Origin of the sequence: Arthrobacter bussei, assembly GCF_009377195.2 — a bacterium.
In the GTDB taxonomy this organism is placed as follows: domain Bacteria; phylum Actinomycetota; class Actinomycetes; order Actinomycetales; family Micrococcaceae; genus Arthrobacter_D; species Arthrobacter_D bussei.
Window position 1 is genome coordinate 275,711 of sequence record NZ_VJXX01000001.1, and the last position, 24,651, is coordinate 300,361.

A 24,651-nucleotide genomic window follows, 5' to 3' on the forward strand; every position below is an offset into this window, starting at 1 on the left:
GCCGCACGATCGGTGTAGGTGTCGGAAAGGTGCGTGGTCACAGTGCCCTGCCTCCTGTGCTCTCGAGTCGACGCGCGGCGCTCCGCCGCGCTGTTGCCGGCGCTGCGGGGACTGCCGCCCCGAGCGCCAGCTGGTAGGCCTTCTCCGTGTCGGCCGCGATGCGGCTCCAGGAGTAGCGTGCCCGGACGCGCCGGTAGCCGTTGTCCCCGAGTTCCCTCGCCCAGGCGGGATCAGCCAGCACCTCGGCGACGGCGGCAGCGATCGCCGCAGGATCCTGGGGCGGAACGTGGAGGCCGGTCTTGCCGTCCACCACCGTGTCCACGAGTCCGCCGACGGCGGCCGCGACCACCGGGACCCCACACCCCATGGCCTCGAGCGGGACGATCCCGAACGGCTCGTACCAGGGGGCGCAGACGACGGCGTCTGCGCTGCGGAGGAGGGCGGGCATCTCGGCGCGGGAGACCTGGCCCCGGAGCACCACGCGGTCGGCGACGCCGAGCTCCGTGGCGAGCGCGACGAGACGCTGCGCCTCCGGATCGTCCTCGAGGACGGACGTGTTGCCGCCACCTCCGACGATCAGGAGTTCGACGTCGTCGTGTCCGGTGTCGGCGAGTTCGCGGAGCGCCCGGATCACGAGATCCATGCCCTTCCGCGGCACGAGGCGGCCCACGCTGACGATCCGGTGCGGCCGCTCCCGCTCCTCCACGGGTCCGTGGGGACCGAAGAGTTCGAGATCCACGCCGCACGGCGCGATCGAGACGCGGTTCGCGGGCACGCCCATGGCCTTAAGCTCGAACACCTCGTCCGAGCAGGTGGCCACCACGCGGTCGGCGCTGCGCCCCACCATGGCCTCGAGCATGAGCCGCTCGGACGGGCTGGTGTCCTCGACGCCCTGGTGGCGCCGCTTGACGGTGCCGAGGGCGTGGAAGGTCTGGAGCACCTGGACGTCCCGGCCCCCGCTGCGCGATTGGCGGGCGGCATCGAGCGCCGCGAGCCCGGACATCCAGAAGTGGCCGTGGACGATGTCCGCCGGCTCCTGTCCCCAGTCCTCGACGATCCCGTCGGCCAGCTCACCCATGAAAGGCAGCAGCATGTCCTTGGGGACATGCCGGGCGGGACCGGCGTCGATGTGGACGACCTCCAGCCGCGCGTCGGTCCGCACGCGAACCGGGAGGGCGGGGTCGTCGCGTCGCGTGTACACGGTGACGTCGTGCCCTCGCCGGGCGAGTGCCAGGGACAGCTCGGCGACGTGGACGTTCTGTCCCCCGGCGTCGACGCCCCCCAGTGCCGCGAGTGGACTTGCATGCTCAGACACCATCGATATCCTCACTGCGCTCTCCTTTCTGTAACCGCCAGGACGCGGTGCCGGGTGGGCTCCTGTCCCAGGACGTCGTCCCAATCGGCCAGGAACCGGGCGAGCCCGTGGCGTTCCAGGGCTGCTTCCCGTGCCACGAGGCCGCGCGCGCGGGCCTCGTCCGGGTCGTCGATGAGTGCGGCTGCCACGCGGACGAGATCGTCGACGCGCGTGGAGACGGCCCCGGCTCCCGGCGGCACCGCGCGTGCCGCCTCCGTCGTCGCCAGGGCCAGGACCGGGAGGCCCACGTGCATGGCCTCGAGGAGCGAGAGGCCGAGCGAGGTCCAGCGCAGGGGGTGCACGTAGGCCCTGGAGCGCCCGAGCCGCGCGTGCAGCTCGGCCGTCGGCAGGTCGCCGCCGATCCGCAGTTCGCCGGGCCCGAGGTCCAGGGAGTCGCCGAGCCCGTCGGTGCCCATGCCGAACACCTCGAGCGGTGCGATGCCCGCGAAGCGGGGCAGCAGGTCGGTACCCGTGATGCGGCCGCGCCGGACCGGCTCGTTGATCACCGCGGCGAGCTGCTGCAGCTCACCCGTGTAGAGATAGCCCGGGTCCACGATGCCGTGCTCGATCACCGTGGTGGGCGCGCCCCCGTTGTCCCAGAACAGCTCGTTGAAGTGCGTCACGTGGACGATCGGGATGTCGTCCTGCCCGGCGAGGGGATGGACGGTGCCCACGATGTCACGGCGGGGGGTGTTGTGCTCGAGGAAGACGGCGGGAAGGTCGCGTCCCGGTGTCCTGCCGAGCAGGCGCTCGCATTCGGCGATCTCCTCGGTGCGCTGCAGCACGACGATGTCGATGCCGGCGTCCGCGAGATCGGCGGGAGCCACCTCGATCACGGAGGACGGCCAGTCGCGGCCCGCCCGGCCGAGCCCCCAGGGACCGCCGTCGGGCGTCGTGGGCAGCACGTAGGTGTGCTCGCCCCGCACGAAGGCGTCGGTCCACCCGCCGTGGACGTGCCATACCAGGATCCTCATCGGTTTCCCCTCGTTTTGCGGCCGTCGGTGCGGCCGATGCTGCGGCGCGAGCCGAGTGACGATATTCCGGAACTGAGGCGCAGGACAGCATCCACGACGTCCTCCGGCGAGACGTTGGACAGGCAGGGGTGCCCCTGGACGGGGCAGATGCGGGCACGGCTGAGCGCGCAGGCCGCATCCTGGTCGCCGAGCAGTTCCACCGGCACCCGGTAGGGCGCCCACCGTATGGCCGGGACCACGGGCGAGAACAGGCAGACGACGGGCGTGCCCACCGCTGCGGCCAGGTGGGCCGGGCCCGTGTTCCCCGTGATCACCACGGTCGCTCCGGCGAGGACCGCACCCAGGACCGGCAGGTCGGTCCGGCCGCCGAGGTCCAGGGCCTCCGGTCCTGCGACCGTCGAGGTCAGCTCCGTCTCGTCGGGGCCACCGGTGACGACCACCCGGAACCCGGCGGCCGTCAGGAGCTCGACGGCGGCCGCGTGGTGCAGCGGCGGCCAGGCCCGGGCGGGCACGGACGCGCCGGGATGGACGACCACGTACGGCCCCCGCCCGACGAGCTCGGCGGCGTCGGCGAGGTGGGTGACCCGGAGGCGCCCGTCGTCGCCCGGGGGCAGTGCGTACCCCGCCGCCTCGGCGATGCCGAGCGCACGCTCGGCCTCCGGCTGGTCCTCCGGGAAGTCCTCGCCCGGCTTCAGCCGGACATCGAGCAGGGATCCGGCGTAGTCGACGGACGCCCCGGCGATCCGCCGCACTCCCGCGAGGCGGAGCAGCAGGGCGAGCGGCAGCGGCGACTGGTGGAAGGAGGTGAGGATCACGGCCTCGTCGACGTCCGCGGCCACCACGGCGTCGTGCAGCTCCTGCACGAGCTCCGGCGTGGGCTCGGGTGCGGGATCGATGATCCACGGCGCACGCCAGACGACGACGTCGACCACACCCGGCAGCAGGCGTGCCGCCGAGGCCCCCTGCGGTCCGCAGAGCATGACGACGTCGTTGGGCGAGTCCCCGTGGTCACCGGCGGCGATGGCTCGGACGGCGGGGCCGGCGAGCAGCACGTCCCCCGCGCTGTCCAGGCGTGCCACCAGCACCGTGCGCCTCATGTGGTGCCCGCCCAGAGGAGGTCCACGGCCCCGGCGAGCGTCCCGGCCACCGCGGGGGCGTCACGGATCTCGTCCTGCAGCGTGATGTCCGTCGGCACCAGGACCCCCCGGGCTCCCGCAGCGGCTGCGGCGCCCATGTCCGCCCCGATGTCACCGATCAGGGCCACCTCGCCGGGCTCGAGCCCGAGGCGTGCGGTGGCCGACAGCACCATGCCCGGTCCGGGCTTGCGGCAGGCGCAGCCGTCCCCACTGCCGTGGGGGCAGACCTCCCAGACATCGAACGGTCCGAGCAGTTCCTCGACGCGGGCGTTGACGGCGTCGACCTGCCCGCGCGTGACGAGGCCGCGGGCGATGCCCGACTGGTTCGTGACGACGCCGACGGGGATACCGCGCGAGCGCAGGCCGTCGAGGACCTCCTTGGCGCCGGCCATGGGCTGGACCAGGGACGGATCACCGTTGTACGGGACGTCCACGACGATCGTCCCGTCGCGGTCGAACAGGACGGCGCTGGGGGCGGTCCGGGGTCGCTCGGCCGAAGTATGCATACAGGCTTAGTTCCCGGGAAGCAGCAGGACTAAACACTTCTCGCCGAACTTCTTCTCCTCCTCCTGCTTCTCCTCCCGTTCGCCGCTGCTCCACGGGGGATCCCTCCGCCGCTGCCGGTGGGCCCCCGGCGGCGACGGGCCCGGCCGGGCCCACCCCGCTTCCTCTGGCAGGATGATTCGCATGACTTCCGAGGGCACCAGCACCGCGAGCGCGCAGCAGCCGATCCCCCACGCACGTCCGGGCGCCGCGTCCTCCTCGACGCCGGCGCCGGACGGCCGGCCCGAGATCCTCGCGCTGCGTGCACTGAAACTGGGTGACCTCCTCGTCGCCGTGCCCGCCCTCAAGGGCCTCCGGCGGGCCTTCCCCGAGCACCGCATCCTCTACGCGGCCCAGGAGTGGCTCCGTCCCGTCGTCGGGCTGACGGATGCGATCGACGACCTCCTGCCCACCCACGGACTGGACGATCCGCTGCCCATCGAGTACGGGCGGATCGACCTCGCGGTCAACCTGCACGGCAACGGCGAGGAGAGCCGCGGGCGCCTGGAGGAGATCGGTGCGCAGCGCCGGATGGGTCACCGCTCACCCGGCTGGGAGGGTCCGGAGTGGGAGGACGGCGTGCTGGAGCGTGAGCGCTGGGCGCGCCTCGTCAGCTGGCACGGCGTACCCGCCGACCCCCTGGACTGCAGCCTGCGCGTGCCCGACGGCGAGAGCCCCGCGCCCGACGCCGTCGTCATCCATGTGGGCGCCGCCTATGGAAGCCGCCTGTGGCCCGTCGAACGGTTCGCGGCGGTGGCCCGCGTGCTGGCGGCATCGGGCCACCGGGTGGTCTTCACCGGCAGCGGGAAGGAGCGGCCCCGGGCACTCGCCGTGGCCGACGCCGCGGGACTGCCCGAGGACACGGTCGCGGCCGGCAACCTCCCCCTCGACCGCTTCGCCCGCCTCGTCGCGGGTGCGTCCCTCGTCATCTCGGCAGACACCGGCGCCGCGCATCTCGCCTCCGCGTACGCGAGGCCCTCGGTGGTGCTCTTCGGGCCCGCGCCGGCCTCGGAGTGGGGGCCACCCCCCGGTCCTCACACGGTCCTCACCGACGAGACGCTGCGGGTCGGCGAGACGTTCTCGCCCACACCCGACCCCGCACTGATGGCGGTGACCGTCGATCAGGTCCTGGCGGCGGCAGCGGAGCACGGCGTCTCCTAGCCCGTTCGGCGCGGGCTCCGGCGGCGGTCCGGGGCGTGGATGGCCGGCGGAGTGTCCGGCGGACGACGACGCTGCGGACTCAGGCGATGCTCGTCCGCACCCCGCGCGCGTTCTCGGGCGCAGGTGCACCCAGCAGGCGCTTCTGCAGTTTCACGAGGATGCGGGCGAGTGTCCGGGAGACCTGCATCTGCGACATCCCCAGTTCGTCGCCGATGACCTGCTGCGTCTGCTCCATGAAGTAGCGCCGGTAGAGCAGCTCCTTCTCGCTGCCGTCGAGCTCGTTGACCGCTCCACGCAGGGAGATCATGTCGTCGCTGCGGCCCATGCCGTCGGAGTCTGCGGCGAGTGTGTCCGCCCAGCTGCGGCCCTCGAACGGAGCGTCGAGGGAATCGGGGCGGAGGCTGGAATGGGAGGCCTGCGCCTCCAGCACCTTGTGCTCCGGCCAGCCGAGTTCGACCCCGAGTTCGCGTGCGGTCGCCTCCCGGCCCAGGCGCTGCGCCATGGCGGGCGCCGTCCGCGCGATCTCCGTGCGGAGGTCCTGGACCTCCCGCGGAGGCCTGATGACCCAGCAGGAGTCACGGAGGTAGCGCTTGATCTCGCCCGCGATGGTCGGGACCGCGAAGGAGGCGAACGGGACGCCGCGCCCCGGGTTGAAGCGCTGGACGGCCTTGATCAGGCCGAGGTAGGCCACCTGCCGGATGTCGGAGGCCTCGGGGCCGGTCGTCGCGAAGGAGCGGGCCACGGATTCCGCGATGTCCATGTGCCGCAGCGCGATGTCGTCCTGCAGAGCGGCTTTGAGGGGTTGTTCCGTGGCGCTGCAGCCACCCGGCCGGTCGCCGACGTCGCGCGTCCCGGCGGGCGGGCGCACGGGGCCTCCGTCGGTCGACCTGGATGTGGCGGTACTCTGCATGCTGATCTCCGTCGGGCGGTGGACACGTACGTCCCCAACAAAACATCAGCCTGCTTAGTACGCAACCACCTTCTCCTCCTCGACCCTTTTCCTCGGAGGTCTTCCCTTGCCCGCTTCTGTCAGGTATACCGTCGGCGTCGCTGCGCGGGCTCCTGGCGCACGAAAAACCCCCTGCCGGACAGGCAGGGGGTGGGTGAGCAGGGGGTGCGGAGCTTTCAGCCGCTCAGGCGCAGGTCAGCTGTGGACCGTAGCAGCCGGATCGGTGGCGTCCGGTGTCTCGACGGGAGCACCTGCCGGAGCGGCCGCGGCCGCCCAGTTCCACCGCGGGGCACCCAGCTCCCTGATGACGACCTGCAGGTGGGCCCTCAATTCGTCCGAGACGAGCCCGCCGCCCGCGACGAGGGTGCGTTCGATGTCATCCGCGGCGTCCAGGACCTGCCTGCCCGCGGGAGAGATGGAGACGAGGTGCGATCGGCGGTCGAGATCGTTCCGGACGCGGGTGACGTGCCCCCGCGACTCGAGTCTGGACAGGGTCTTCCCCATGGTCTGCGCCTGCACCCGGACGATCTGCGCCAGGCTCGCCTGCGTCATGGCTCCCTGATCGGCCAGGACGCCGAGCGCGATCACACCCGCGTGCGTCACCCCGATGTCCACGAGACGCTCGTTCCATGCGTGCTCGACGAGACGCGCCGCCGTCGTCAGCAGTCGACCGGTGGGCCATTGCTCCAGATCGGGCATAGAACTGTGCACTTCCTCTCGCTTGCGCAACCGGCAGCCGCCGTCGGCGTCGGATCTTCCACCTATGATAGCTAGGCTGGCTAGTGAATCATCGCCGGCCGGCCGAACAGGGCCTGCTCCCGCAGGGATCCGCCCGGCCACCCGACCGATCCTCAGGAGTATGCATGTCGCAACGACTCGTCACCGGTGATAGTGCCCCCGACTTCACGCTCAGCGACGCCGAGGGCAACGGCGTCACGCTGTCCTCCCTGCGGGGGCGGAAGGTCGTCGTCTACTTCTACCCCGCAGCGGCGACTCCGGGCTGTACCACCGAGGCCTGCGACTTCCGCGACAATCTCGCCTCCCTCGACGCAGCCGGCTACTCCGTCCTCGGCATCTCACCGGACCCCGTCGGCAAGCTCGCCTCCTTCGTCGAGAAGGAATCCCTGACGTTCCCCCTCCTCTCCGACGAGGACCACGGCGTCGCCGAGGCCTACGGCGCCTGGGGGGAGAAGAAGAACTACGGGAAGACGTACGAGGGCCTCATCCGGTCCACCGTCGTCGTCGACGAGGCTGGCGACGTGGCGCTGGCCCAGTACAACGTGCGCGCCACGGGTCACGTCGCGAAGCTGCGACGCGACCTGGGCATCGACGAGTAGCACCCGCCGCGGCCGGTCCGCACCCGGTTCCGGACCGGTAGAGTAGGGCGACGACGATGCCCTCGTGCCGGCATCGGCGCGCGAGTGGCGGAATTGGCAGACGCGCTGGATTTAGGTTCCAGTGTCTTCGGACGTAGGGGTTCAAGTCCCCTCTTGCGCACGGTGAAGGCCCCTGACGGAAGAGTCCGTCCGGGGCCTTCGTGCTCTGCGCCGGCCTTCCTTCCGCATGGTCGGGGCCGCGGGGTGAAGCGCGTCGACGGCCGCGGTCCGGGGTCGCTCCGGTGGCCACCGCACAGCCCCATCTGCACCTCCTGCATCAGCCCGTCACACCGCCCAGGGCGGGAGCCGCGACCCTGCCCGGCTCACGGTCGAGCATGCGCCGCACGCCTGATGCGACATCGCCGCAGGTCACGGGCAGGTAACAACCAGCGGGCGGATCAGGCCCGCCGAGATTTTCTTTGGTGATCCCACCCATCCACCCTCCGAGGGCGCCCGAAGTACCTCCGAGACATCGACACGATGTGTTTCACCCAATACCCCAGACCGCAGGCACCCGCCGGGTCATATCTATGGAGGAAATTCTCATGGGAATCACCAAGCGCAGGAACCTCTCGATCCTCGGGATCGCAGCAGTCTCGATGTTCGGTCTCGCAGCCTGCGGCGGCGGCGACGAAGCAGCGTCGGAGTCCGCTCCGAGCAGCGAGGCCACCATGGCCAGCGAAGCCCCCATGGAGAGCGAGTCGCCGTCGGCAGAGGCCAGCATGGCCCCCTCCGCCTCGGCCGACGCCATGATGGACCCCGCCGCGAACCTCGTCGGCCCCGGCTGCGCCGGCTACGCCGAGCAGGTCCCCTCCGGCGACGGCTCCGTCGAAGGCATGTCCCTGCTCCCCGTCGCCAACGCCGCAGGCGCCAACCCCATCCTCACCCAGCTCACCGCAGCCGTCTCCGGCGGCATCAACCCCGACGTCAACCTCGTCGACACCCTCAACGGCGACGAATTCACCGTCTTCGCACCCGTCGACGACGCATTCGCAGCCCTCCCCGCCGAGACCGTCGAAGGCCTCAAGACCGACACCGAGGGCCTCACCAGCATCCTCACCTACCACGTCGTCCCCGGCAAGATCCAGCCCACCGAACTCGAAGGCACCACCCAGACCACCGTCCAGGGCGCCGACCTCGAGATCACCGGATCCGGCCAGGAACTGAAGGTCAACGACGCCAACGTCATCTGCGGCGGCGTCCAGACCGCCAACGCCGTCGTCTACCTCATCGACGCCGTCCTCACGCCCCCCGCCGCCGGCTAAGGACGCGCACTGCCTCCCTGGTGCAAACCTCTAACGTGTTCCAGGGACAACGGACGGACATCCTCACTTCCGGTGAGGGGGTCCGTTCTTTCGTGCGACGGGGCAGCCCGACGGGAAGCGACGGTACCCGGTCTCCCCGTTCGCCCTGCACGGCGCGGACAGGAGCATCACCTAGACTGAGGGCTTCCGACCGCCGCGTCCCCAGGACCGGGTCACCCCTGCCTTCCGGAGAGCCTGCTCGTGAACAACGCCGCCGCGTGCCCCCGCCACCCGCGGGCCAGCCGCGCATCGGTGATCCGCATCCTGCGCGACGCCGTCGTCGTCGCCTCCGTCGCGTCGCTCGTGGCCTGCACATCCGGCGAGGTGGTGCCGCCCGAGCCTGTCCCCGCCACGAGCGCTCCCGCCGTCGACGCCTCCACCTTCACCTTCGGGAGCGCCGCCGATCCTCGCACCCTCGATCCGGCCCTCGCCAACGACACCGAGTCCTACCGCGTCACCCGGCAGATCCTCCAGGGCCTCGTGGGCATCGATCCCCTCACCTCTGAACCGACGGAACTGCTGGCGGAGTCGTGGGAGGAGCAGGACAGCGGGCGCTCCTACGAGTTCACGCTCCGGGACGACGTCGTCTTCCATGACGGCCGGCCCCTGGACGCCGCGGCCGTCTGCGCCAACTTCGACCGCTGGTACACCCTCCCCGCCTCGGCCCGCGCCGGAGCCGGGCGGCTGCCCTTCGAGCACGTGTTCAAGGGCTACTCGGACCAGCCCGAGATCAGCCTCTACAAGGGCTGCACCGCGACGACGCCGTCCACCGTGGATCTGCAGCTCACCAGCCGGATCACGGGACTGATCGCCGCGCTGGCCGCCCCGGCCTTCGCCATCTCCTCACCGGCCGCCCTCGACGCGGGTTCCGCCGACGATCTGACGGAGCCCGTCGACGGCTCGCTGATCTCGCGCTACGGACGCGCACCCGTGGGCACCGGGCCCTTCCGGTTCGTCTCCTGGGAGCCGGGCGAGGTGGACCTCGTCTCCTTCGAGGACTACTGGGGTGATCGCGGCGAGGTGGACCGCGTCCTCTTCACCACCATCTCCAATCCCGACTCCCGTGCCCGCGCCCTGACCGCCGGTCGGATCGACGGCTACGACTTCGTGTCCGTGGACAGCGCCGTGGACCTCGCACGCAACGGTCAGCAGTTCCTCCAGCGCGACCCCTACTCCGTGCTGTACCTCGGCCTCAACCAGGGCTTCCCGGGTGTCGACGACGTCCTGTTCCGGCAGGCCGTGGCCCACGCGATCGACAAGGACGCACTCATCGACGGCCGGTTCCTCAGCGGCACCAAGCCGGCGCGCCAGTTCGTCCCGGAGAAGCTCGGGGTGAGCGGAGAGGCGGTCGAGGACTACGGCTACGACGTCGACCTCGCCAAGGACCTCCTCGACCGGTCCGGCTACGACGGCCGCCCGCTGCCCTTCTACTACCCGCGCAACGTCTCCAGGGCGTACCTCCCCTCGCCCGAGAAGGCCTACGCGGAGCTGAGCCGCCAGCTGACCGAGGCCGGCTTCACCATCAAGCCCGTGCCGATCGACTGGAGCGAGGGCTACATCGAAGCGGTGCAGCAGACGGGTGACCGGGCGTTCCATCTCCTGGGCTGGAGCGGCAGCTACGAGGACCCGGACAACTTCGTGGGTGCGCTGTTCGGCTCCTACACCGAGGAGTTCGGGTACGAGGACCCCCAGTTGTTCAGCAAGATCAACCGCGCCCGCGGCCTGCCCGACGGCGAGGACCGATCGGCCGCGTACGCGGACATCAGCGGCCAGATCTCCACACGCGTCCCGGCCGTCCCGCTCGCCTTTCCGATCTCAGCCCTCGCCATGAGTCCCCGCGTGAGCAGCTACCCCGTCAGCCCGGTGATGAACGAGGTGTTCAACCGGATCGACCTCGCCGACGTGGAGCCCCGGCCCGAGCCGTCGGAGTGACAGCGCGCGGCGCCACGGCCGCTGCTGCGGGTACCCCTGACGGGGCTCCACCGGATTTAGATAAGGTCACTGCCAGACGCTAGGCTTTCCCTGCTACGACCTCGCGACTGGAGACCACGTTGACCACCATGAATCAGGGCACGCCCGCCAAGACCACAGACGTCGTCCTGATCGGTGGCGGCATCATGAGCGCCACGCTCGGCGCATTCCTCCGCCAGCTCCAGCCCGACTGGGACATCTCGCTCTTCGAGAGGCTCGACGTCGCCGGTCTGGAGAGCTCCGACCCCTGGAACAACGCCGGGACAGGCCACTCCGCGCTGTGCGAGCTCAACTACTCGCCGGCCGGCAAGGACGGGTCCGTGGACCCGGCGAAGGCCATCGCCATCAACGAGCAGTTCCAGACGTCCCGCCAGTTCTGGTCCCACATGGTCACCGAGGGGCACATCGGAGATCCGCGCAGCTTCGTGAACGCGGTCCCCCACATGAGCTTCGTCTGGGGCCAGGCCAACGCGGAGTACCTTCGGAAGCGGTACGAGGCGCTGAGCCCGCAGCCCCTGTTCGACACCATGGAGTTCAGCGAGGACCACGCGACCATCGCGGGTTGGACCCCGCTCATCATGAAGGGCCGCAATCCTTCCCAGCCGGTCGCTGCCTCCCGTGTCGCCGGGGGTACGGACGTCGATTTCGGCTCCCTGACCCGCCAGCTCAACGCCTACCTCGAGGGCACGGGTGTCGGACTCCACTACGGCTTCGACGTGCTCGACGTCGCGCGGGCGTCCGACGGCCGGTGGGACGTGAAGGTCAAGAACCGGGCGACGGGCGAGGCGACGACGGTCACCTCCAAGTTCGTGTTCATCGGCGCGGGTGGCGGGTCCCTCCACCTCCTGCAGCGGACCGGCATCCCCGAAGGACGCGGCTTCGCCGGATTCCCCGTGTCCGGCCAGTTCCTGCGCTGCACGGACCCGACGCTCGTGGACCAGCACAACGCGAAGGTGTACGGCCAGGCGTCCGTCGGCGCACCCCCCATGTCGGTCCCACACCTCGATACGCGGTACGTCAAGGGCGAGCGCTCCCTGCTCTTCGGGCCCTATGCCGGGTTCTCCACCAAGTTCCTCAAGCGGGGCTCCTACCTCGACCTCCCGACGTCCATCCGTCCGTCGAACCTCGTACCCATGCTGGCCGTGGCCAAGGACAACATGTCGCTCACGAAGTACCTGGTGACCGAGGTCCTCAAGAACCGTGACGCGAAGAACGAGGCGCTCAACGACTTCCTCCCGTCCGCCGACGGCGGCGACTGGGAACTCATCTCCGCCGGGCAGCGTGTACAGGTCATCAAGAAGGCTCCGAAGAAGGGCGGCGTGCTGCAGTTCGGCACCGAGGTCATCACCTCCTCGGACGGCTCCATCGGCGCCCTGCTCGGGGCCTCGCCCGGAGCGTCGACCGCCGCGCCGATCATGGTGGAACTCCTCAAGCGCTGCTTCCCGGTCAAGATGTCCGACTGGGAGCCGAAGCTCAAGGAGATGCTGCCGGGCTACGGCGTCAAGCTGAACGAGAATCCGTCGCTCGCGGCCGAGATCCAGACGCTCACCGACAGGGCCCTCAAGCTCGTCTAACCACGGCGGAGCCAGCCAGCCGGGCGGCCGTCAGCACCCGAAGGCAGGTTCCGTGTTCCGTCTCGCCCATCTCTCCCTCGGCAACCGTGCGCTCATCGCGCTCATCACCATCCTCGCGTCCGTCTTCGGCGTCATCACCCTCGGCTCGCTCCGGCAGGAGCTCATCCCGTCGCTCGAGTTCCCCCAGATCACCGTCCTCTCGACGGTCCCGGGAGCCTCACCGGAGTACCTCGACCAGCAGGTGAGCGAACCGCTCGAAGCGGCGCTGAGTGGTGTCGAGGGCCTGGAATCCTCCGCGAGCACGTCCCGGTCCGGCATCTCCACCGTCAGCCTCGTCTTCGTCTACGGGACGGACCTCGACCGGGCGAGGGCCCAGGTGGACCGCGCCATCTCCACCGTGCGCCCGCTGCTCCCCGAGGACGTGGAACCACAGGCTTTGGCCGGGAGCATCAGCGACCTGCCCATCGTGTTCATGGCCGTCTCGTCCGACCAGTCCCTCAGCGAACTCAACGGTGACCTCGAGCGGCTCACGGTTCCTCGGCTGCAGAAGATCGACGGCGTCCGCACGGCGGACATCTCGGGCGGGACCAGCCAGCACGTCGCCCTCCTCCCCCGTGACGGCGCGCTCGAGGCGGCGGGCCTGACCGTGGGCGACCTCGCGGCCACGCTCGAGGACAACGGGGCCCTGTTCCCGGTCGGCACCCTCGATGAGGATCAGCGCTCGCTGACCATCCAGGCCGGCAGCCAGATCGCTTCGCTCGACGACCTGAGGGCGTTGCCCGTCCTGCCCGCCGGCTCGTCGGACCCGGCCGCCTCCTCCGACCCGACCGGTTCACCGGATGCGCCGGGCGGTTCCGGCCTTCCCGGGGGCACCGAGCAACCGGCCGCCTCTGGCGCCCCGGACACCGGGACGGACGCCCCGTCCGACGCCCCGGCGCAGCAACCCGCCGCGCCGTCGACGCCGGCCGCCGCCCCGGGTCCCGCGGTGACGATCGGAGAGGTGGCCGACGTCGACCTCGCCGATGACGCGGCCACGTCCGTCACCCGCACCAACGGGGTGGAGACGCTCGCCCTCACCGTGACGAAGGTGCCGGACGGCGACACCGTGGAGATCTCGCACCAGATCGTCGCGCTGGTCCCCGAGCTGGAGGCGGAACTCGGCAACGCCGCCGACATCACGGTGGTCTTCGATCAGGCGCCCTTCATCGAACGCAGCATCGACGACCTCACGACCGAGGGCATCCTGGGCCTCGGTTTCGCGGTGCTGATCATCCTCGTGTTCCTGCTGTCCGTGCGCTCCACGCTGGTGACGGCCATCTCCATCCCCCTGTCGCTGCTCGTGACCTTCATCGGGCTGTACGCAGCCGGATACTCGCTGAACCTCCTCACTCTCGGAGCGCTCACCATCGCCATCGGTCGGGTGGTCGACGACTCGATCGTCGTCATCGAGAACATCAAGCGGCATCTCGGCTACGGCGAGGAGAAGCGCGAGGCCATCCTGACCGCCGTCCGCGAGGTCGCCGGGGCGATCACCGCCTCGACCCTCACCACGGTCGCGGTCTTCGCCCCGATCGGCTTCGTCGGCGGTCTCGCCGGCGAGCTCTTCAGGCCTTTCGCCGTCACCACGGGGATCGCGCTCCTCGCATCGCTCGCCGTGTCCCTGACGATCATCCCCGTCCTGGCCTACTGGTTCCTTCCGAGGAGGGCGGCGTCGTCCGGCACGGCACGCAGCAGGACAGCCGGACCGGAAGAGCCGGCATCGTCGGTCGCCGCGCATACGGCATCACCCGCCGACACCCGACCGACCACCCCGACCGGGAGCGTGCCTGCGGTGAGGCCCGCGGACGGCGCGGTCCGCACCACCGCCCCTGATCCGGACCGCCGTGGCGCCCGCCATGTCGCCGTCAACGAGGCCGATCCTGTCGATCCTGTCGATCCTGTCGATCCTGTCGATCCTGTCGATCCTGTCGATCCTGTCGCTACGACTCCGCAGCGAGACCGTCCGTCCCTGCTCCAGCGGGCGTATCTGCCCATCCTGACGGGGACCCAGCGTCACCCGGTCGTCACCCTCGTCAGCGGGCTGATCGTCCTCGGGGCAACCGCGGCGATGATCCCGTTCCTCCCCACCAACCTCCTGAGCGGCTCGGGCCAGAACAGCTTCTCCATCACGCAGACGCTCACTCCCGGGTCCAGTCTCGCCACCACCACCGAGGCAGCCGGCCGCACCGAGGAGGTCCTCGCCGACACCGCCGGGATCAGGGATGTGCAGCTCACGGTCGGGAACGCCGACGGCGCCTTCGCCGCACAGTTCTCCGGCGGCGCATCGGTGGCGACCTTCACCGTCATCACGGACGAGGACGCCGATCAGGAAGCCCTGCAGGAATCGGTGCGTGAGGAACTCGCCCGCCTGCAGGACGCCGGGAGCTTCTCGCTCTCCAGCCAGCAGGGCGGGTTCGGGACCTCGAGCACCATCGACATCGACATCACGGCCCCGGTCAGCGAGGACCTCGAGGCGGCCAACGCCGCCGTGCTGGACGGCATGCAGGGGCTCGACGGCGCCGGCGAGGTCAGCAGCAACCTGTCCGCCGCGCAGCCCCAGGTCCAGGTCGACGTCGATCGGGCCGCCGCCGTCGAAGCAGGCCTGACGGAGGGCCAGATCGCGGGTCTGCTCGGCGGCAGCATCAGTCCCGTCCCGGCCGGGACGGTCCGCTTCGGTGCGGACGACTTCCCGGTGCTGATCGGGGAGGGGACCGCGATCACCAGCCTCGAGCAGCTGCGGACGCTCCAGGTCCCGACCGTGCAGGGCGCCGTCCCGCTGACCGACGTGGCGTCCGTCGAGGAGGTCCAGGTGCCGCTGTCGGTCACCAGTTCCAACGGTGAGCGCACCGCCCGTATCTCCATCACACCGTCGGACGACGACCTCGGGACCCTCTCCGGGACGGTGACCGAGCGCCTCGCAGGTATCGAGCTGCCGTCCGGCGCCTCCGCGACGGTGGGTGGAGCGTCCACCCAGCAGGTCGAGTCCTTCGACCAGCTGTTCCTTGCACTGTGGGCCGCCGTCGCGATCGTCTACGTGATCATGGTGGCCACCTTCAAGAGCCTGGTCCAGCCCCTGATCCTGCTCGTGTCGATCCCCTTCGCCGCGACCGGGGCGATCGCCCTGCTGCTCATCACCCGGATCCCCCTGGGGCTCCCGTCCCTGATCGGCATGCTGATGCTCGTCGGCATCGTGGTGACCAACGCCATCGTCCTGATCGACCTCATCAACCAGTACCGGCTCCCGCGCAACGGCTCCCCCGGGCTCCGCGTCGCCGACGCGATCCGCGAGGGAGCCCGCCAGCGGCTCCGCCCCATCCTGATGACGGCCCTCGCCACCATCTTCGCGCTGACGCCCATGGCACTCGGCCTCACCGGACAGGGCGGCTTCATCTCGCAGCCGCTCGCCGTCGTCGTCATCGGCGGACTCGTCTCCTCCACGGCGCTGACGCTGGTGCTCGTGCCCGTCCTCTACCGACTCGTCGAGGGGCGGCGCGAGGAGCGCGCTCTGCGGCGTGCCGCAAACGTTCCCGCCTAACCGGGAGACCGGGAGACCGGATCCCGGACGGCGCCTATACTAGATGCATATGTATCTAGTTGCCGTTGGAACGGCGCAGGATGGGATGGAGCGATGACGGAACGGGCGGAGATGCCGACGGGCGGCGAGAGCGGGCCGGTGCCGGTGACCACGGGTGCTTCGGTCCGGCAGTCGTCGGAGACCTGGGAGTCGCTGTTCCGTGCCCAGGTCGGCGTCATGCGTCGCATCCGCCAGGATCCGGTGTTCAGGGAACTGCCCATCGGTGAGTACGACGTCCTGTTCAACCTGAGCCGCTGCCCCACGGGCTGGACGCGCCTCAACGAGCTGAACCAGCACCTGCTCATCAGCCAACCGAGCCTGAGCCGCATGGTCGACCGCCTGGAGGCGAAGAAGCTGCTGCAGAAGCGACCTGCCGTGGCTGATCATCGAGGCGTCGAACTGGCCCTGACGGATGAGGGCCGTGCACTGCAGCGCCAGATCGGCTCCACGCACGTGCACCGCATCCAGGAGGTCCTCGCGCCGATGCTCAGCCCGGCGGAGATGGACCAGCTCAAGGCGCTGACGGACCGCATCAACGCCCACCTCGACGACTGACCTGCCCGCGAGGGAACCGGGTCACCACCAGCCACCCGGCCGGCCTCCGCCGCAGCGCTCACCGTACGGTGAGGCGTTCACTGCTCCGCTCGACGGGCAGTTCGTCGACGGTCGCGGTGACCTCGAGCCGGGAGAGCTGGAGGGAGCCTCCGACGGTCGAGAGGAACGCGGTGTCCGTGGCGTCCCGTCCCGTCGCGATGCGCAGCATCGATGCCCGCGGCGCCAGGCCCGTCGCGTCGAGCAGGAGCCACGAGCCGCCCACCCAGGCCTCGACGACGGCATGGAAGTCCATGGGCGCCAGGCCCGGCGCGTAGACGGACGCCAGCCGCGCGGGCACGTCGCGCGCCCGCAGGAGGGCGATCACGAGGTGCGCGTAGTCCCTGCAGACACCGCGCCGCGCGAGGAGGGTCTCCACGGCGCCGTCCGTGAAACGGGATGATCCCGGGACGTAGGCCAGCTCGGCGCCGACCCAGTCCCGCACGGCCTGGACCAGGTCCACTCCCCCGACATCCGGGAACTGCGCGTAGGCGGTCGGCAGGATGACATCCGATGCGCAGTACCGGCTGGGCCGCACGTACCGCACGAGGTCGACGTCGTCGTGCGGCGCCGGCTCTGCCCGGCCCGTGACCACCGCGCGGTACCGCACGTCGAGCGAGGACGCCCGAGGCGTCGTGAGGAGGTGGAGGCGCGTGCCGTCGCGCTCCTGGTACTCGCGGACCTCGGCCGGTTCGCCGTCGACCAGCACCGTCAGCTCCTCCTCCACGGACGCATACGCGGCGGGAGCAGCGACGGCGAGGGACAGCACCACCTGGGTCCCCGCGATCGTCGTGGCGCCCAGGTCGGCCGAGACAGTACGCTGCATGGTTCGTTGCTCCCGGTAGGCGGTTCGTTCGGCTCCAACTCTATGCTGGGACGGAGGGCACCGGTCGACACCGGACGCCCGACCGGACGGCGGACACGCCGCAGGAGAGGAACATCATGAGCGACTTCACGGCCGATGCCATCGGTGACCTGACGGGCCGGCGCGCGGTCATCACCGGGGCGAACAGCGGGCTCGGCCTGCAGACCGCCGTCGGCCTCGCGCGGAAGGGAGCGCACGTGGTGCTCGCCTGCCGGAACGAGCAGCGTGGACGTGAGGCCGAGCAGAAGGTCCGTTCACTCACCGGCAGCGAGCGCGTCGGGATGCGCGTGCTCGATCTCGCCGACCTCGCCTCGGTGCGTGCGTTCGCCGCCGGGACCGACGGCCCGGTCGACCTGCTCGTGAACAACGCGGGCGTGATGGCGACGCCGAAGTCGACCACGGCGGACGGCTTCGAGCTGCAGTTCGGCACGAACCACCTGGGACACTTCGCGTTGACCGGGTTGCTCCTGCAGAACCTGCACGCGTCGGTGTCACCGCGCGTCGTCACCCTCTCGAGCCTCGCCCACAAGCGCGGACGGATCGACTTCGGTGACCTGCAGTCGGAACACGGATACCGGCGGTGGGGCGCCTACGGACAGAGCAAGATCGCCAACCTCTATTTCATGGTCGAACTCGACCGGAGGGCGCGTGCCGCCGGCTGGGACCTCGCCTCCGTGGCCGCGCATCCAGGGCTCGCCAACACCAACCTGACCGCCGGGATGCGGAACCCGGCCGTCCTCGACCTGCTCGCCGGTGCCTTCCGGTTCATGAGCCAGTCCGACGCCGCGGGCGCCCTTCCCACGCTGTATGCCGCGACCGCTCCCGAGGTGAAGGGCGGCGACTACTACGGTCCCTCCGGTCCCGGCGAGACCAGGGGTGCTCCCCGGCTCGTCGCTCCCGTGCCGCGGGTCCTGGACCCGGACATCGCCGTGCGCCTGTGGAACCGCAGCGTCGAACTCACCGGGGTGGACTACGGAGCGTTGCGCCCCGCCGGCTGATCGAACGAAAAGGGCCACGTCCTCACGCGGCCGGGGGCTCCGCGACCCTGACCGACAGGATCATCTCGCGGATGGTCGCGAACCCGGGCTCGGCGTAGTACGCCTCGGCCTCGCCGATCGTCCCGAAGGAGACGGTCTGCGGCCCCGTGTTCGCCGGGGCCTTGGGAGCGAGCACCTCGAGGTCGCCGAAGCTGAAGCGCCCGAGGGCCTCGCTGCCCTGGACGGTGTTGGCCAGCGAGCAGGCGAGACCGTCCGCGCCGCCGACCTCGTCGGTCACGCCGTAGGCGCCGAAGAAGCGGAAACCGGTGATCAGCCGGACGACGAACCGCGGTTCGATGGCGGTCGACGCGGCAGGCTGGTCGGTCAGTGCCAGCGGCTCGCTGCCGATCACGGCGTAGGGCGTTCGCTCCGCGTCGGGGCAGGGCGCCTCGGGGGTGATGATGCCGGAGTGGAACTCCGCCGCGGTGGTCCCCTCGGGGGTCCTGACCGCGTAGTGCAGGGAGTCCGCGGCATAGGTGCCCGGCGCGGGATCGAGCGGCTGGACCACCCAGTCCTGCGGCAGTTCGAAGCTCACGAGCCTCGACGGATCGGTGAAGACCTTCCACCCCTCGCGCGCCTCCCGGAGCGGCGCCACCGTCGGTTCCGCCGGTGCACCCGGCGTCGCAGCGGACGACGACGGAGCCGGGCCGGCGTCCCCCTCCCCGGCTGCGGTGCAGGCGGTGAGCAGGGCGCCCAACAGCGCGGCGGCCGCGACGGCGCGCGTCGTCCGCCGCACGGTGTCACCGATGGTTGCTTCGGTCATGGCGTCCCTCCCAGGGCGTCTGTTCGTGCCGCCAGTCTAGGCGGGCGCGAGGTCCGGGGCGGGCCGTGCCGCGCCGAGGGCCAGGACGGCGTGGACCGACGCCACGACCGCCCGGGCTGCCTCCTCGAGGTCCGTGCGGGCCGTGCCCTGCATCCAGGACAGGCGCACGGCGCTGAGAGCCGTCCCTGCGTCGAGCCCGAGCGCCAGCAGGACGGCCGACGGCTCGTTCGAGCCCGCCGCGCACGCGGATCCGCTGGAGCAGGTCACTCCCCTGCGCTCGATCTCCAGCAGCACGGCTTCCCCGCTCACCCCCGGGAAGCAGAACGAGGCAAGATTCGGCAACCGCGCCGCGGCGTCACCCGTGAGGACCGCGCCCGGGACACCGGCCAGGATCCGGGCGATGAAGGCGTCCCGTGCCCACGACGACGCGTCGGCCGCCGCGGGCAGGGCCTGCTGCGCGAGTTCCAGCGCTCTCGCGAGCCCGACGGCGCCGGCCACGTTCTCCGTCCCGGAGCGCCGCCCGCGTTCCTGCCCGCCCCCGTGCAGCACGGGCTCGCACCGCGTGCCCGACCGGAGGTAGAGCAGCCCGACCCCCTTCGGGGTGCCGAGCTTGTGGCCGGAGAGGCTCAGCGCCGTGACGCCGAGGCGGCCGACGTCCACCGGAAGCCAGCCCGCGGCCTGCACGGCGTCCGTGTGGAAGGGGACGTTCCTGTTCCTGCAGACGTCCGCGAGCGCGGCGACGTCCTGCACCGTGCCCACCTCGTTGTTCGCGTACATCACGGTGCAGAGCGTGGTGTCCGCCTGCAGTGCCGCCTCGAGGTCCGCGACGGCCACGAGACCGGTCGGGGACACCGGCAGCTCGGTGATGCGGAAGCCGTGCGCGTCCTGCAGGTAGCGGAGCACCTCCGCCACGGCCGCGTGCTCGATCGCGCTCGTCACGATGTGGCGGCCGCGCGGGGACGCGAGCGCGATGCCCTTCAGGGCCAGGTTGTTCGCCTCGGTGCCGCCCGACGTGATGACGATCTCCGACGGCCTGCAGCCCAGTACCGCGGCGAGCCGGGCGCGAGCGGAGGAGAAGGCTGCCGCAGCGGCCTCCCCGTACGTGTGGTGGCTCGAGGGGTTGCCGAACGTCGTCGTCAGCAGCGGCCACATCTCCTCGAGGACCTCCCGCCGGGCCGGCGCCGTCGCCGCGGCGTCAAGATAGATCATGACGGACCCCTGCCTGCCGGTCGTCCGCGGCACGGCCGGTGCCGCCTCCGGGCGCAGGTGATTGGTCGGCCGGTCCGTCGTCCGCCGTGAAATCCAGGCCGAGATCCAGCGCGCGGACACTGTGGGTCAGGGCGCCGGCCGAGATGATGTCGACGCCCGTGGCGGCGATCGCCGCCACGGTGTCCAGGCGGACGTTCCCACTCGCCTCGACGAGCGCCCGGCCGGCGACGAGGCGGACACCGGCGGCCAGGTCGGCGAGGCCGAAGTTGTCGAGCATGATGGAGTCCACCCCCGCCGCGAGCACCGGCTCGATCTGGTCGAGCCGGTCCACCTCCACCTCGAGGTGCACCGTGTGGGGCAGCCGCGTGCGGGCTGCGAGGAGCGCCGCGGTCAGGGCTTCGGGCCCCTGAGCCGCGAGCAGGGCCAAGTGGTTGTCCTTCACCATCACCGCCTCCGAGAGGCTGGACCGATGGTTGGATCCGCCGCCGCAGCGCACGGCCCACCGCTCCAGGATCCGCAGCCCCGGCGTCGTCTTCCGGGTGTCGACGACGCGCGCGCCCGTCCCCGCCGCCGCCTCCACGAAGGCGCGCGTCATGGTCGCGATGCCGCTGAGGCGTTGGGCGATGTTCAGCGCGGTCCGCTCCGCTGTGAGGATCCCTGCGGCCGGCCCGGACAGCCGGGCGAGGACGTCCCCCGCCTCGAAGCGGGCACCGTCCGCCAGCATGGACGTCACGGTGATCCGCGGATCGGTCAGCCGCATCGCCGCCTCGATGGCGGACGTCCCGCAGAAGATGCCGGGCTCGCGTGCAGCGATGGACGCGGTCGCCCGGAGGTCGGGATCGATCAGCGCCTGGACGGTGATGTCACCCGCCGGGGCGTCCTCCGCGAGCGCGGCGGCGACGATCGCGTCGATGTGGCGCTGGGGCGGCGGGAAGGGTCGGTGCCCGCCGGCCCTCGCCGTCGTGCCGGTGGTCGATGCGACGCCCGCGGTCGCTGCCGGGGCCGGCCCCGGACCAGGGGGCGTGCCGGGGGTCGTGGGTGGGGTCGTGGGTGGGGTCGTGGGTGGGGTCGTGGTGGTGGTCATCGGACGGCTCCTTCGATGGCTCGGACGTAGGATCGGCTCGGTGCCGGCGGCTCATCCTCCGGGTGATGCTCCACCTCGCCCGAGCGCTGGCCGGGGTCCTGGTCAACCCCGTCCACGCGGTAGTGGGCTCCGCAGGATGCCGGCCTCCGGGAGGCTGCGTGGACGAGCAGGCGGGCGCAGAGCAGCAGGTTGTCGGTCTCGGGATCCTCGGGCGTGCGATAGCCGGCCAGGTGCTTGCCGGCGAGTTCGAGGCCGGCACCGGTGCGCAGGACACCGGCGTGGTCGGACATGACCTCCTGCAGCTCGCGACGGGTGACGGGGTGGGTGGCGGAGCGCCCGGCGTCGGTGTCGAGGGGTTCCGCGTCGACGCGCGGAGCGGTTCCGCCGCCGTCGACGATGGCCCTGGCACAGCGCGTCGCGAACACCACTCCCTCGAGGAGGCTGTTCGACGCGAGCCGATTGGCCCCGTGCACACCCGTGCGCGCCACCTCACCGACGGCGAACAGGCCGGGGACGGAGGTCCGCCCCTCGGTGTCGGTGCGAACGCCGCCCATCCAGTAGTGCGCAGCGGGCACCACGGGGACGGGCTCGGAGGACCAGTCGAAGCCGTGACGCAGCGTGAGTGCCGTGAGGGCGGGAAAGCGGCGCGACAGGAAGGCCGCGCCCAACGCCGTCGCATCGAGGTACACGCGCTCCGCTGGACCGGTGGCCACCGGACCGGTCGTCCGTCCCGGACGTCCTGCGCCGGAGCGCCGGGCGAGGTGCCGGGCGATGCTCCGCGAGACGACGTCGCGGGGTGCGAGGTCGCCGTCGGGGTGGTAGGCGTGCATGAAGGCCCTGCCGTCGGCGTCGATGAGCCGTGCACCCTCGCCCCGCACGGCCTCGGAGATCAGCGGGTTACCCGGGACGTCGAGCGAGGTCGGGTGGAACTGGAAGAACTCCAGGTCGGTGACGGCCGCTCCCGCCCGCCACGCGAGGGCCACGCCGTCGCCCGTCGCGATCGAGGGGTTCGTGGTGTGGGCGAAGAGCTGGCCGGCTCCGCCCGTGGCGAGCACGACGGCGTCGGCCGGGAGGTCCCTGGATTGACCGTCGACGACGGTGGTGACGCCTGCTGCCCGCCGCCCGGCCTCTCCTGGGCCGGTGACCAGCACACGGGTGACCGCGGCGCCCTCGAGCACGACGATGCCCGGGTCCCGGCCGACCGCGGCGGACAGCGCCCCGACGATCCCCGCGCCGGTCGAGTCCCCACCGAGGTGGAGGATGCGCGCGGCGGAGTGGGCGGCCTCCCGACCACGGGCGAGGTCAGGCGTCGTCGTCGCCGACAGCCCCCTCTCCCCCGCGTCGCGGCCCGGCTCTCCCGCGCCCCCTGGTCCGGCCCCGGCACCCGCACTGTCCGCCGCGACGGCGTCGAAGACGACGCCCGCACGCTGCAGGGACCGGACGGCGTCGGCCCCGCCGTGGCACAGCACCGAGACCGCGTGCGGATCGGCCAGACCCGCGCCGGCGATCAGGGTGTCGGCGATGTGCGCCTCCACCGAATCGGCGTGCACGGGGCCGCCCTCACTGCCGTCGCGCGTCCCCCGCAGGGCCGACGCGACCCTGCCGGATGGGACGACGGCGGCGATCCCACCCTGCGCGTACCGTGTGTTGCTCTCGGTGAGGGTCCCCTTGGACACCAGGATGACCGCATTCGAGGGGTCGAGCCGGCGGAGCTCCAGGGCCGTCTGCATCCCGGCGATCCCCGACCCGACCACGATGACCCTCGATCCTCCACGAGGAGTCGGAGCCGCGCCACGCGCCGCGGTGCCGCGGGTCATGGCCGGACCGCGAGCATCCGGTTGAGCGCCACCCGCGCGGGAGCGGCCACGCTCTCCGGCACCGTGATGGGGTTCAGGACCCGACCCCCGACGAGCCCCTCGAGGACCCACGCCAGGTAGCCGGGGTGGATGCGGTACATCGTGGAGCACGGGCAGATCACGGGGTCGAGGCAGAAGATGGTGTGCTGCGGGTACTGGGCCGCCAGCCGGTTGACCATGTTGATCTCGGTGCCGATCGCGAAGGTGGTGCCCGGCGCGGCGGCGTCGATGGCCTTCCTGATGTAGTCGGTGGACCCCGCCTCGTCGGCGGCGTCGACCACGGGCATCGGGCACTCGGGGTGCACGATCACCCGAACCCCCGGGAACTCCGCCCTGGCCTTCTCGATCTGCCCGACCGTGAAGCGCTTGTGCACGGAGCAGAACCCGTGCCACAGGATGACGCGTGAGTCCTGCAGGACCTGCTCGTCGGTCCCGCCCCACGGCTTGCGCGGGTTCCACAGGGGCATCTGCTCGAGCGGCACCCCCATCGCCTTGGCCGTGTTCCGGCCCAGGTGCTGGTCCGGGAAGAACAGCACGCGACGGCCCCGCTCGAAGGCCCATTCGAGCACGGCGGCGGCGTTCGACGACGTGCACACGATCCCCCCGTGGTCCCCGCAGAAACCCTTGAGGGCGGCGGAGGAGTTCATGTAGGTGACCGGGATGACGGGGACGCGCCCGTCGGCGTCGGGCTCGGTCCCGAAGAGTTCCGTCAGCTGGTCCCAGCACTCGGTCACGGAGTCGATGTCGGCCATGTCCGCCATGGAGCAGCCCGCGGCGAGATTCGGGAGGATCACGGACTGCCCGGCGGCCGAGAGCATGTCCGCGGTCTCGGCCATGAAGTGGACGCCGCAGAAGACGATCGCCTCGGCCTCGGGGCGTTCCGTCGCCGCACGCGCGAGCTGGTAGCTGTCTCCCACGAAGTCGGCGTACTGCACCACCTCGTCGCGCTGGTAGAAGTGCCCGAGGATGACCACCGACTCCCCCAGCGTCTCCTTCGCCGCGCGGATACGCCGGTCGAGGTCCTCCGCCGACGCCGTCCTGTACTCCTCGGGAAGTTCTCCCTGCCGGGGCGTCGCAGGCGGTGCGGGGTCGGCCATCGACGCCCCGGGACCATACTGCGGCATCGGGAGGGCATCGATGGTCCAGGGATCACGCACGAGGTCCGGAGAGCAGGTCGACGCCGGGACGGCTCCGTCAGCTGCTTCCCTCGAGATCAGTTCGATGGCGGTTGACACGGACATGGGGTGCTCCCTGCGGTGGGGCCTTCCGCCGCCGGGCGGAAGGCAGGGTG

General features: G+C 71.3%; 21 protein-coding genes and 1 tRNA gene. 9 read left to right on the forward strand and 13 right to left on the reverse strand.

Annotation, left to right across the window (positions count from 1 at the left end; genetic code table 11):
- Window positions 1–37: 37 nt before the first annotated feature.
- Genes FNH21_RS01335 through FNH21_RS01355 form a run of 5 tightly spaced genes read right to left on the reverse strand, consistent with a single transcriptional unit; the run spans window position 38 to window position 4,153 of the window.
- The gene (locus FNH21_RS01335) at window positions 38–1,330 is read right to left on the reverse strand and encodes a glycosyltransferase (RefSeq protein ID WP_191931499.1); all 1,293 of its coding nucleotides are present in this window, start codon (window positions 1,328–1,330) and stop codon (window positions 38–40) included.
- The gene (locus FNH21_RS01340; protein WP_152811735.1) at window positions 1,327–2,328 is read right to left on the reverse strand and encodes a glycosyltransferase; all 1,002 of its coding nucleotides are present in this window, start codon (window positions 2,326–2,328) and stop codon (window positions 1,327–1,329) included. The genes FNH21_RS01335 and FNH21_RS01340 overlap by 4 nt, the downstream gene beginning before the upstream one ends.
- Window positions 2,325–3,425, reverse strand: coding sequence for a glycosyltransferase family 9 protein (locus tag FNH21_RS01345; RefSeq protein WP_152811737.1), 1,101 nt, complete (start codon window positions 3,423–3,425; stop codon window positions 2,325–2,327). The genes FNH21_RS01340 and FNH21_RS01345 overlap by 4 nt, the downstream gene beginning before the upstream one ends.
- The gene (locus tag FNH21_RS01350; protein WP_152811739.1) at window positions 3,422–3,970 is read right to left on the reverse strand and encodes a D-glycero-alpha-D-manno-heptose-1,7-bisphosphate 7-phosphatase; all 549 of its coding nucleotides are present in this window, start codon (window positions 3,968–3,970) and stop codon (window positions 3,422–3,424) included. Before FNH21_RS01350 ends, FNH21_RS01345 begins: the two co-directional genes overlap by 4 nt.
- Before the next feature lie 6 nt (window positions 3,971–3,976).
- Window positions 3,977–4,153 (reverse strand): hypothetical protein, encoded by a 177-nt coding sequence (locus FNH21_RS01355; protein WP_191931500.1) that lies wholly within the window; start codon window positions 4,151–4,153, stop codon window positions 3,977–3,979.
- Between FNH21_RS01355 and FNH21_RS01360 the strand changes: the two genes are divergently transcribed.
- Window positions 4,152–5,168: a glycosyltransferase family 9 protein gene (locus FNH21_RS01360; RefSeq protein WP_152811741.1), complete on the forward strand. Its 1,017-nt coding sequence runs from the start codon at window positions 4,152–4,154 to the stop codon at window positions 5,166–5,168. The genes FNH21_RS01355 and FNH21_RS01360 overlap by 2 nt on opposite strands.
- Before the next feature lie 79 nt (window positions 5,169–5,247).
- Here the strand turns inward: FNH21_RS01360 and FNH21_RS01365 are convergent, their stop codons facing one another.
- Together FNH21_RS01365 and FNH21_RS01370 are read right to left on the reverse strand one after the other, a co-directional pair.
- A complete protein-coding gene (locus FNH21_RS01365; RefSeq protein WP_152811743.1) occupies window positions 5,248–6,078 on the reverse strand; it encodes a sigma-70 family RNA polymerase sigma factor in 831 nt (276 codons plus the stop codon).
- Window positions 6,079–6,312: 234 nt separating this feature from the next.
- Window positions 6,313–6,816, reverse strand: coding sequence for a MarR family winged helix-turn-helix transcriptional regulator (locus FNH21_RS01370; protein WP_152811745.1), 504 nt, complete (start codon window positions 6,814–6,816; stop codon window positions 6,313–6,315).
- 164 nt (window positions 6,817–6,980) lie between these two features.
- Here FNH21_RS01370 and bcp point away from each other — a divergent pair, with 164 nt between their 5' ends.
- The 7 genes from bcp to FNH21_RS01410 all read left to right on the forward strand — a co-directional run bounded on the left by bcp (window position 6,981) and on the right by FNH21_RS01410 (window position 16,510).
- The gene (gene bcp / locus FNH21_RS01375) at window positions 6,981–7,454 is read left to right on the forward strand and encodes a thioredoxin-dependent thiol peroxidase (protein ID WP_152811747.1); all 474 of its coding nucleotides are present in this window, start codon (window positions 6,981–6,983) and stop codon (window positions 7,452–7,454) included.
- A gap of 78 nt (window positions 7,455–7,532) precedes the next feature.
- A tRNA-Leu gene (locus FNH21_RS01380) sits at window positions 7,533–7,614 on the forward strand.
- A 424-nt stretch (window positions 7,615–8,038) separates the two neighbouring features.
- The gene (locus FNH21_RS01385; protein WP_152811749.1) at window positions 8,039–8,758 is read left to right on the forward strand and encodes a fasciclin domain-containing protein; all 720 of its coding nucleotides are present in this window, start codon (window positions 8,039–8,041) and stop codon (window positions 8,756–8,758) included.
- Between the two features lie 240 nt (window positions 8,759–8,998).
- Entirely contained in the window at window positions 8,999–10,729 is a 1,731-nt protein-coding gene (locus tag FNH21_RS01390; protein ID WP_338403111.1) for an ABC transporter substrate-binding protein, read from the forward strand.
- Window positions 10,730–10,857: 128 nt separating this feature from the next.
- On the forward strand, window positions 10,858–12,342 hold the full coding sequence (locus FNH21_RS01395; RefSeq protein WP_152813793.1) for a malate:quinone oxidoreductase: 1,485 nt from the start codon (window positions 10,858–10,860) through the stop codon (window positions 12,340–12,342).
- Between the two features lie 52 nt (window positions 12,343–12,394).
- Window positions 12,395–15,916 carry an efflux RND transporter permease subunit gene (locus FNH21_RS16980; protein WP_338403112.1) on the forward strand — a complete coding sequence of 1,174 codons (3,522 nt, stop codon included), beginning with the start codon at window positions 12,395–12,397 and terminating at the stop codon, window positions 15,914–15,916.
- A 93-nt stretch (window positions 15,917–16,009) separates the two neighbouring features.
- Complete coding sequence (locus FNH21_RS01410; RefSeq protein ID WP_241742689.1) at window positions 16,010–16,510, forward strand: MarR family winged helix-turn-helix transcriptional regulator; 501 nt, start codon at window positions 16,010–16,012, stop codon at window positions 16,508–16,510.
- A gap of 58 nt (window positions 16,511–16,568) precedes the next feature.
- On the opposite strand, the gene FNH21_RS01415 is transcribed toward FNH21_RS01410, so the two are convergent.
- Window positions 16,569–17,372, reverse strand: coding sequence for a transglutaminase-like domain-containing protein (locus FNH21_RS01415; protein WP_152811751.1), 804 nt, complete (start codon window positions 17,370–17,372; stop codon window positions 16,569–16,571).
- A 116-nt stretch (window positions 17,373–17,488) separates the two neighbouring features.
- Between FNH21_RS01415 and FNH21_RS01420 the strand changes: the two genes are divergently transcribed.
- On the forward strand, window positions 17,489–18,409 hold the full coding sequence (locus tag FNH21_RS01420; RefSeq protein WP_152811754.1) for an oxidoreductase: 921 nt from the start codon (window positions 17,489–17,491) through the stop codon (window positions 18,407–18,409).
- Between the two features lie 22 nt (window positions 18,410–18,431).
- Here FNH21_RS01420 and FNH21_RS01425 read toward each other — a convergent pair whose 3' ends face one another.
- From FNH21_RS01425 to nadA, 5 genes are read right to left on the reverse strand one after another with little or no spacing between them, the layout of a single operon-like run.
- On the reverse strand, window positions 18,432–19,211 hold the full coding sequence (locus FNH21_RS01425; protein WP_152811756.1) for a hypothetical protein: 780 nt from the start codon (window positions 19,209–19,211) through the stop codon (window positions 18,432–18,434).
- Between the two features lie 36 nt (window positions 19,212–19,247).
- Complete coding sequence (locus tag FNH21_RS01430) at window positions 19,248–20,420, reverse strand: cysteine desulfurase family protein (RefSeq protein ID WP_152811758.1); 1,173 nt, start codon at window positions 20,418–20,420, stop codon at window positions 19,248–19,250.
- A complete protein-coding gene (gene nadC, locus FNH21_RS01435; RefSeq protein WP_152811760.1) occupies window positions 20,407–21,504 on the reverse strand; it encodes a carboxylating nicotinate-nucleotide diphosphorylase in 1,098 nt (365 codons plus the stop codon). Before nadC ends, FNH21_RS01430 begins: the two co-directional genes overlap by 14 nt.
- Window positions 21,501–23,321, reverse strand: a complete 1,821-nt coding sequence (locus FNH21_RS01440; RefSeq protein WP_152811762.1) for an L-aspartate oxidase — start codon at window positions 23,319–23,321, stop codon at window positions 21,501–21,503. Before FNH21_RS01440 ends, nadC begins: the two co-directional genes overlap by 4 nt.
- Window positions 23,318–24,601 (reverse strand): quinolinate synthase NadA, encoded by a 1,284-nt coding sequence (gene nadA / locus FNH21_RS01445; protein WP_152811764.1) that lies wholly within the window; start codon window positions 24,599–24,601, stop codon window positions 23,318–23,320. The genes FNH21_RS01440 and nadA overlap by 4 nt, the downstream gene beginning before the upstream one ends.
- Window positions 24,602–24,651: the final 50 nt, after the last annotated feature.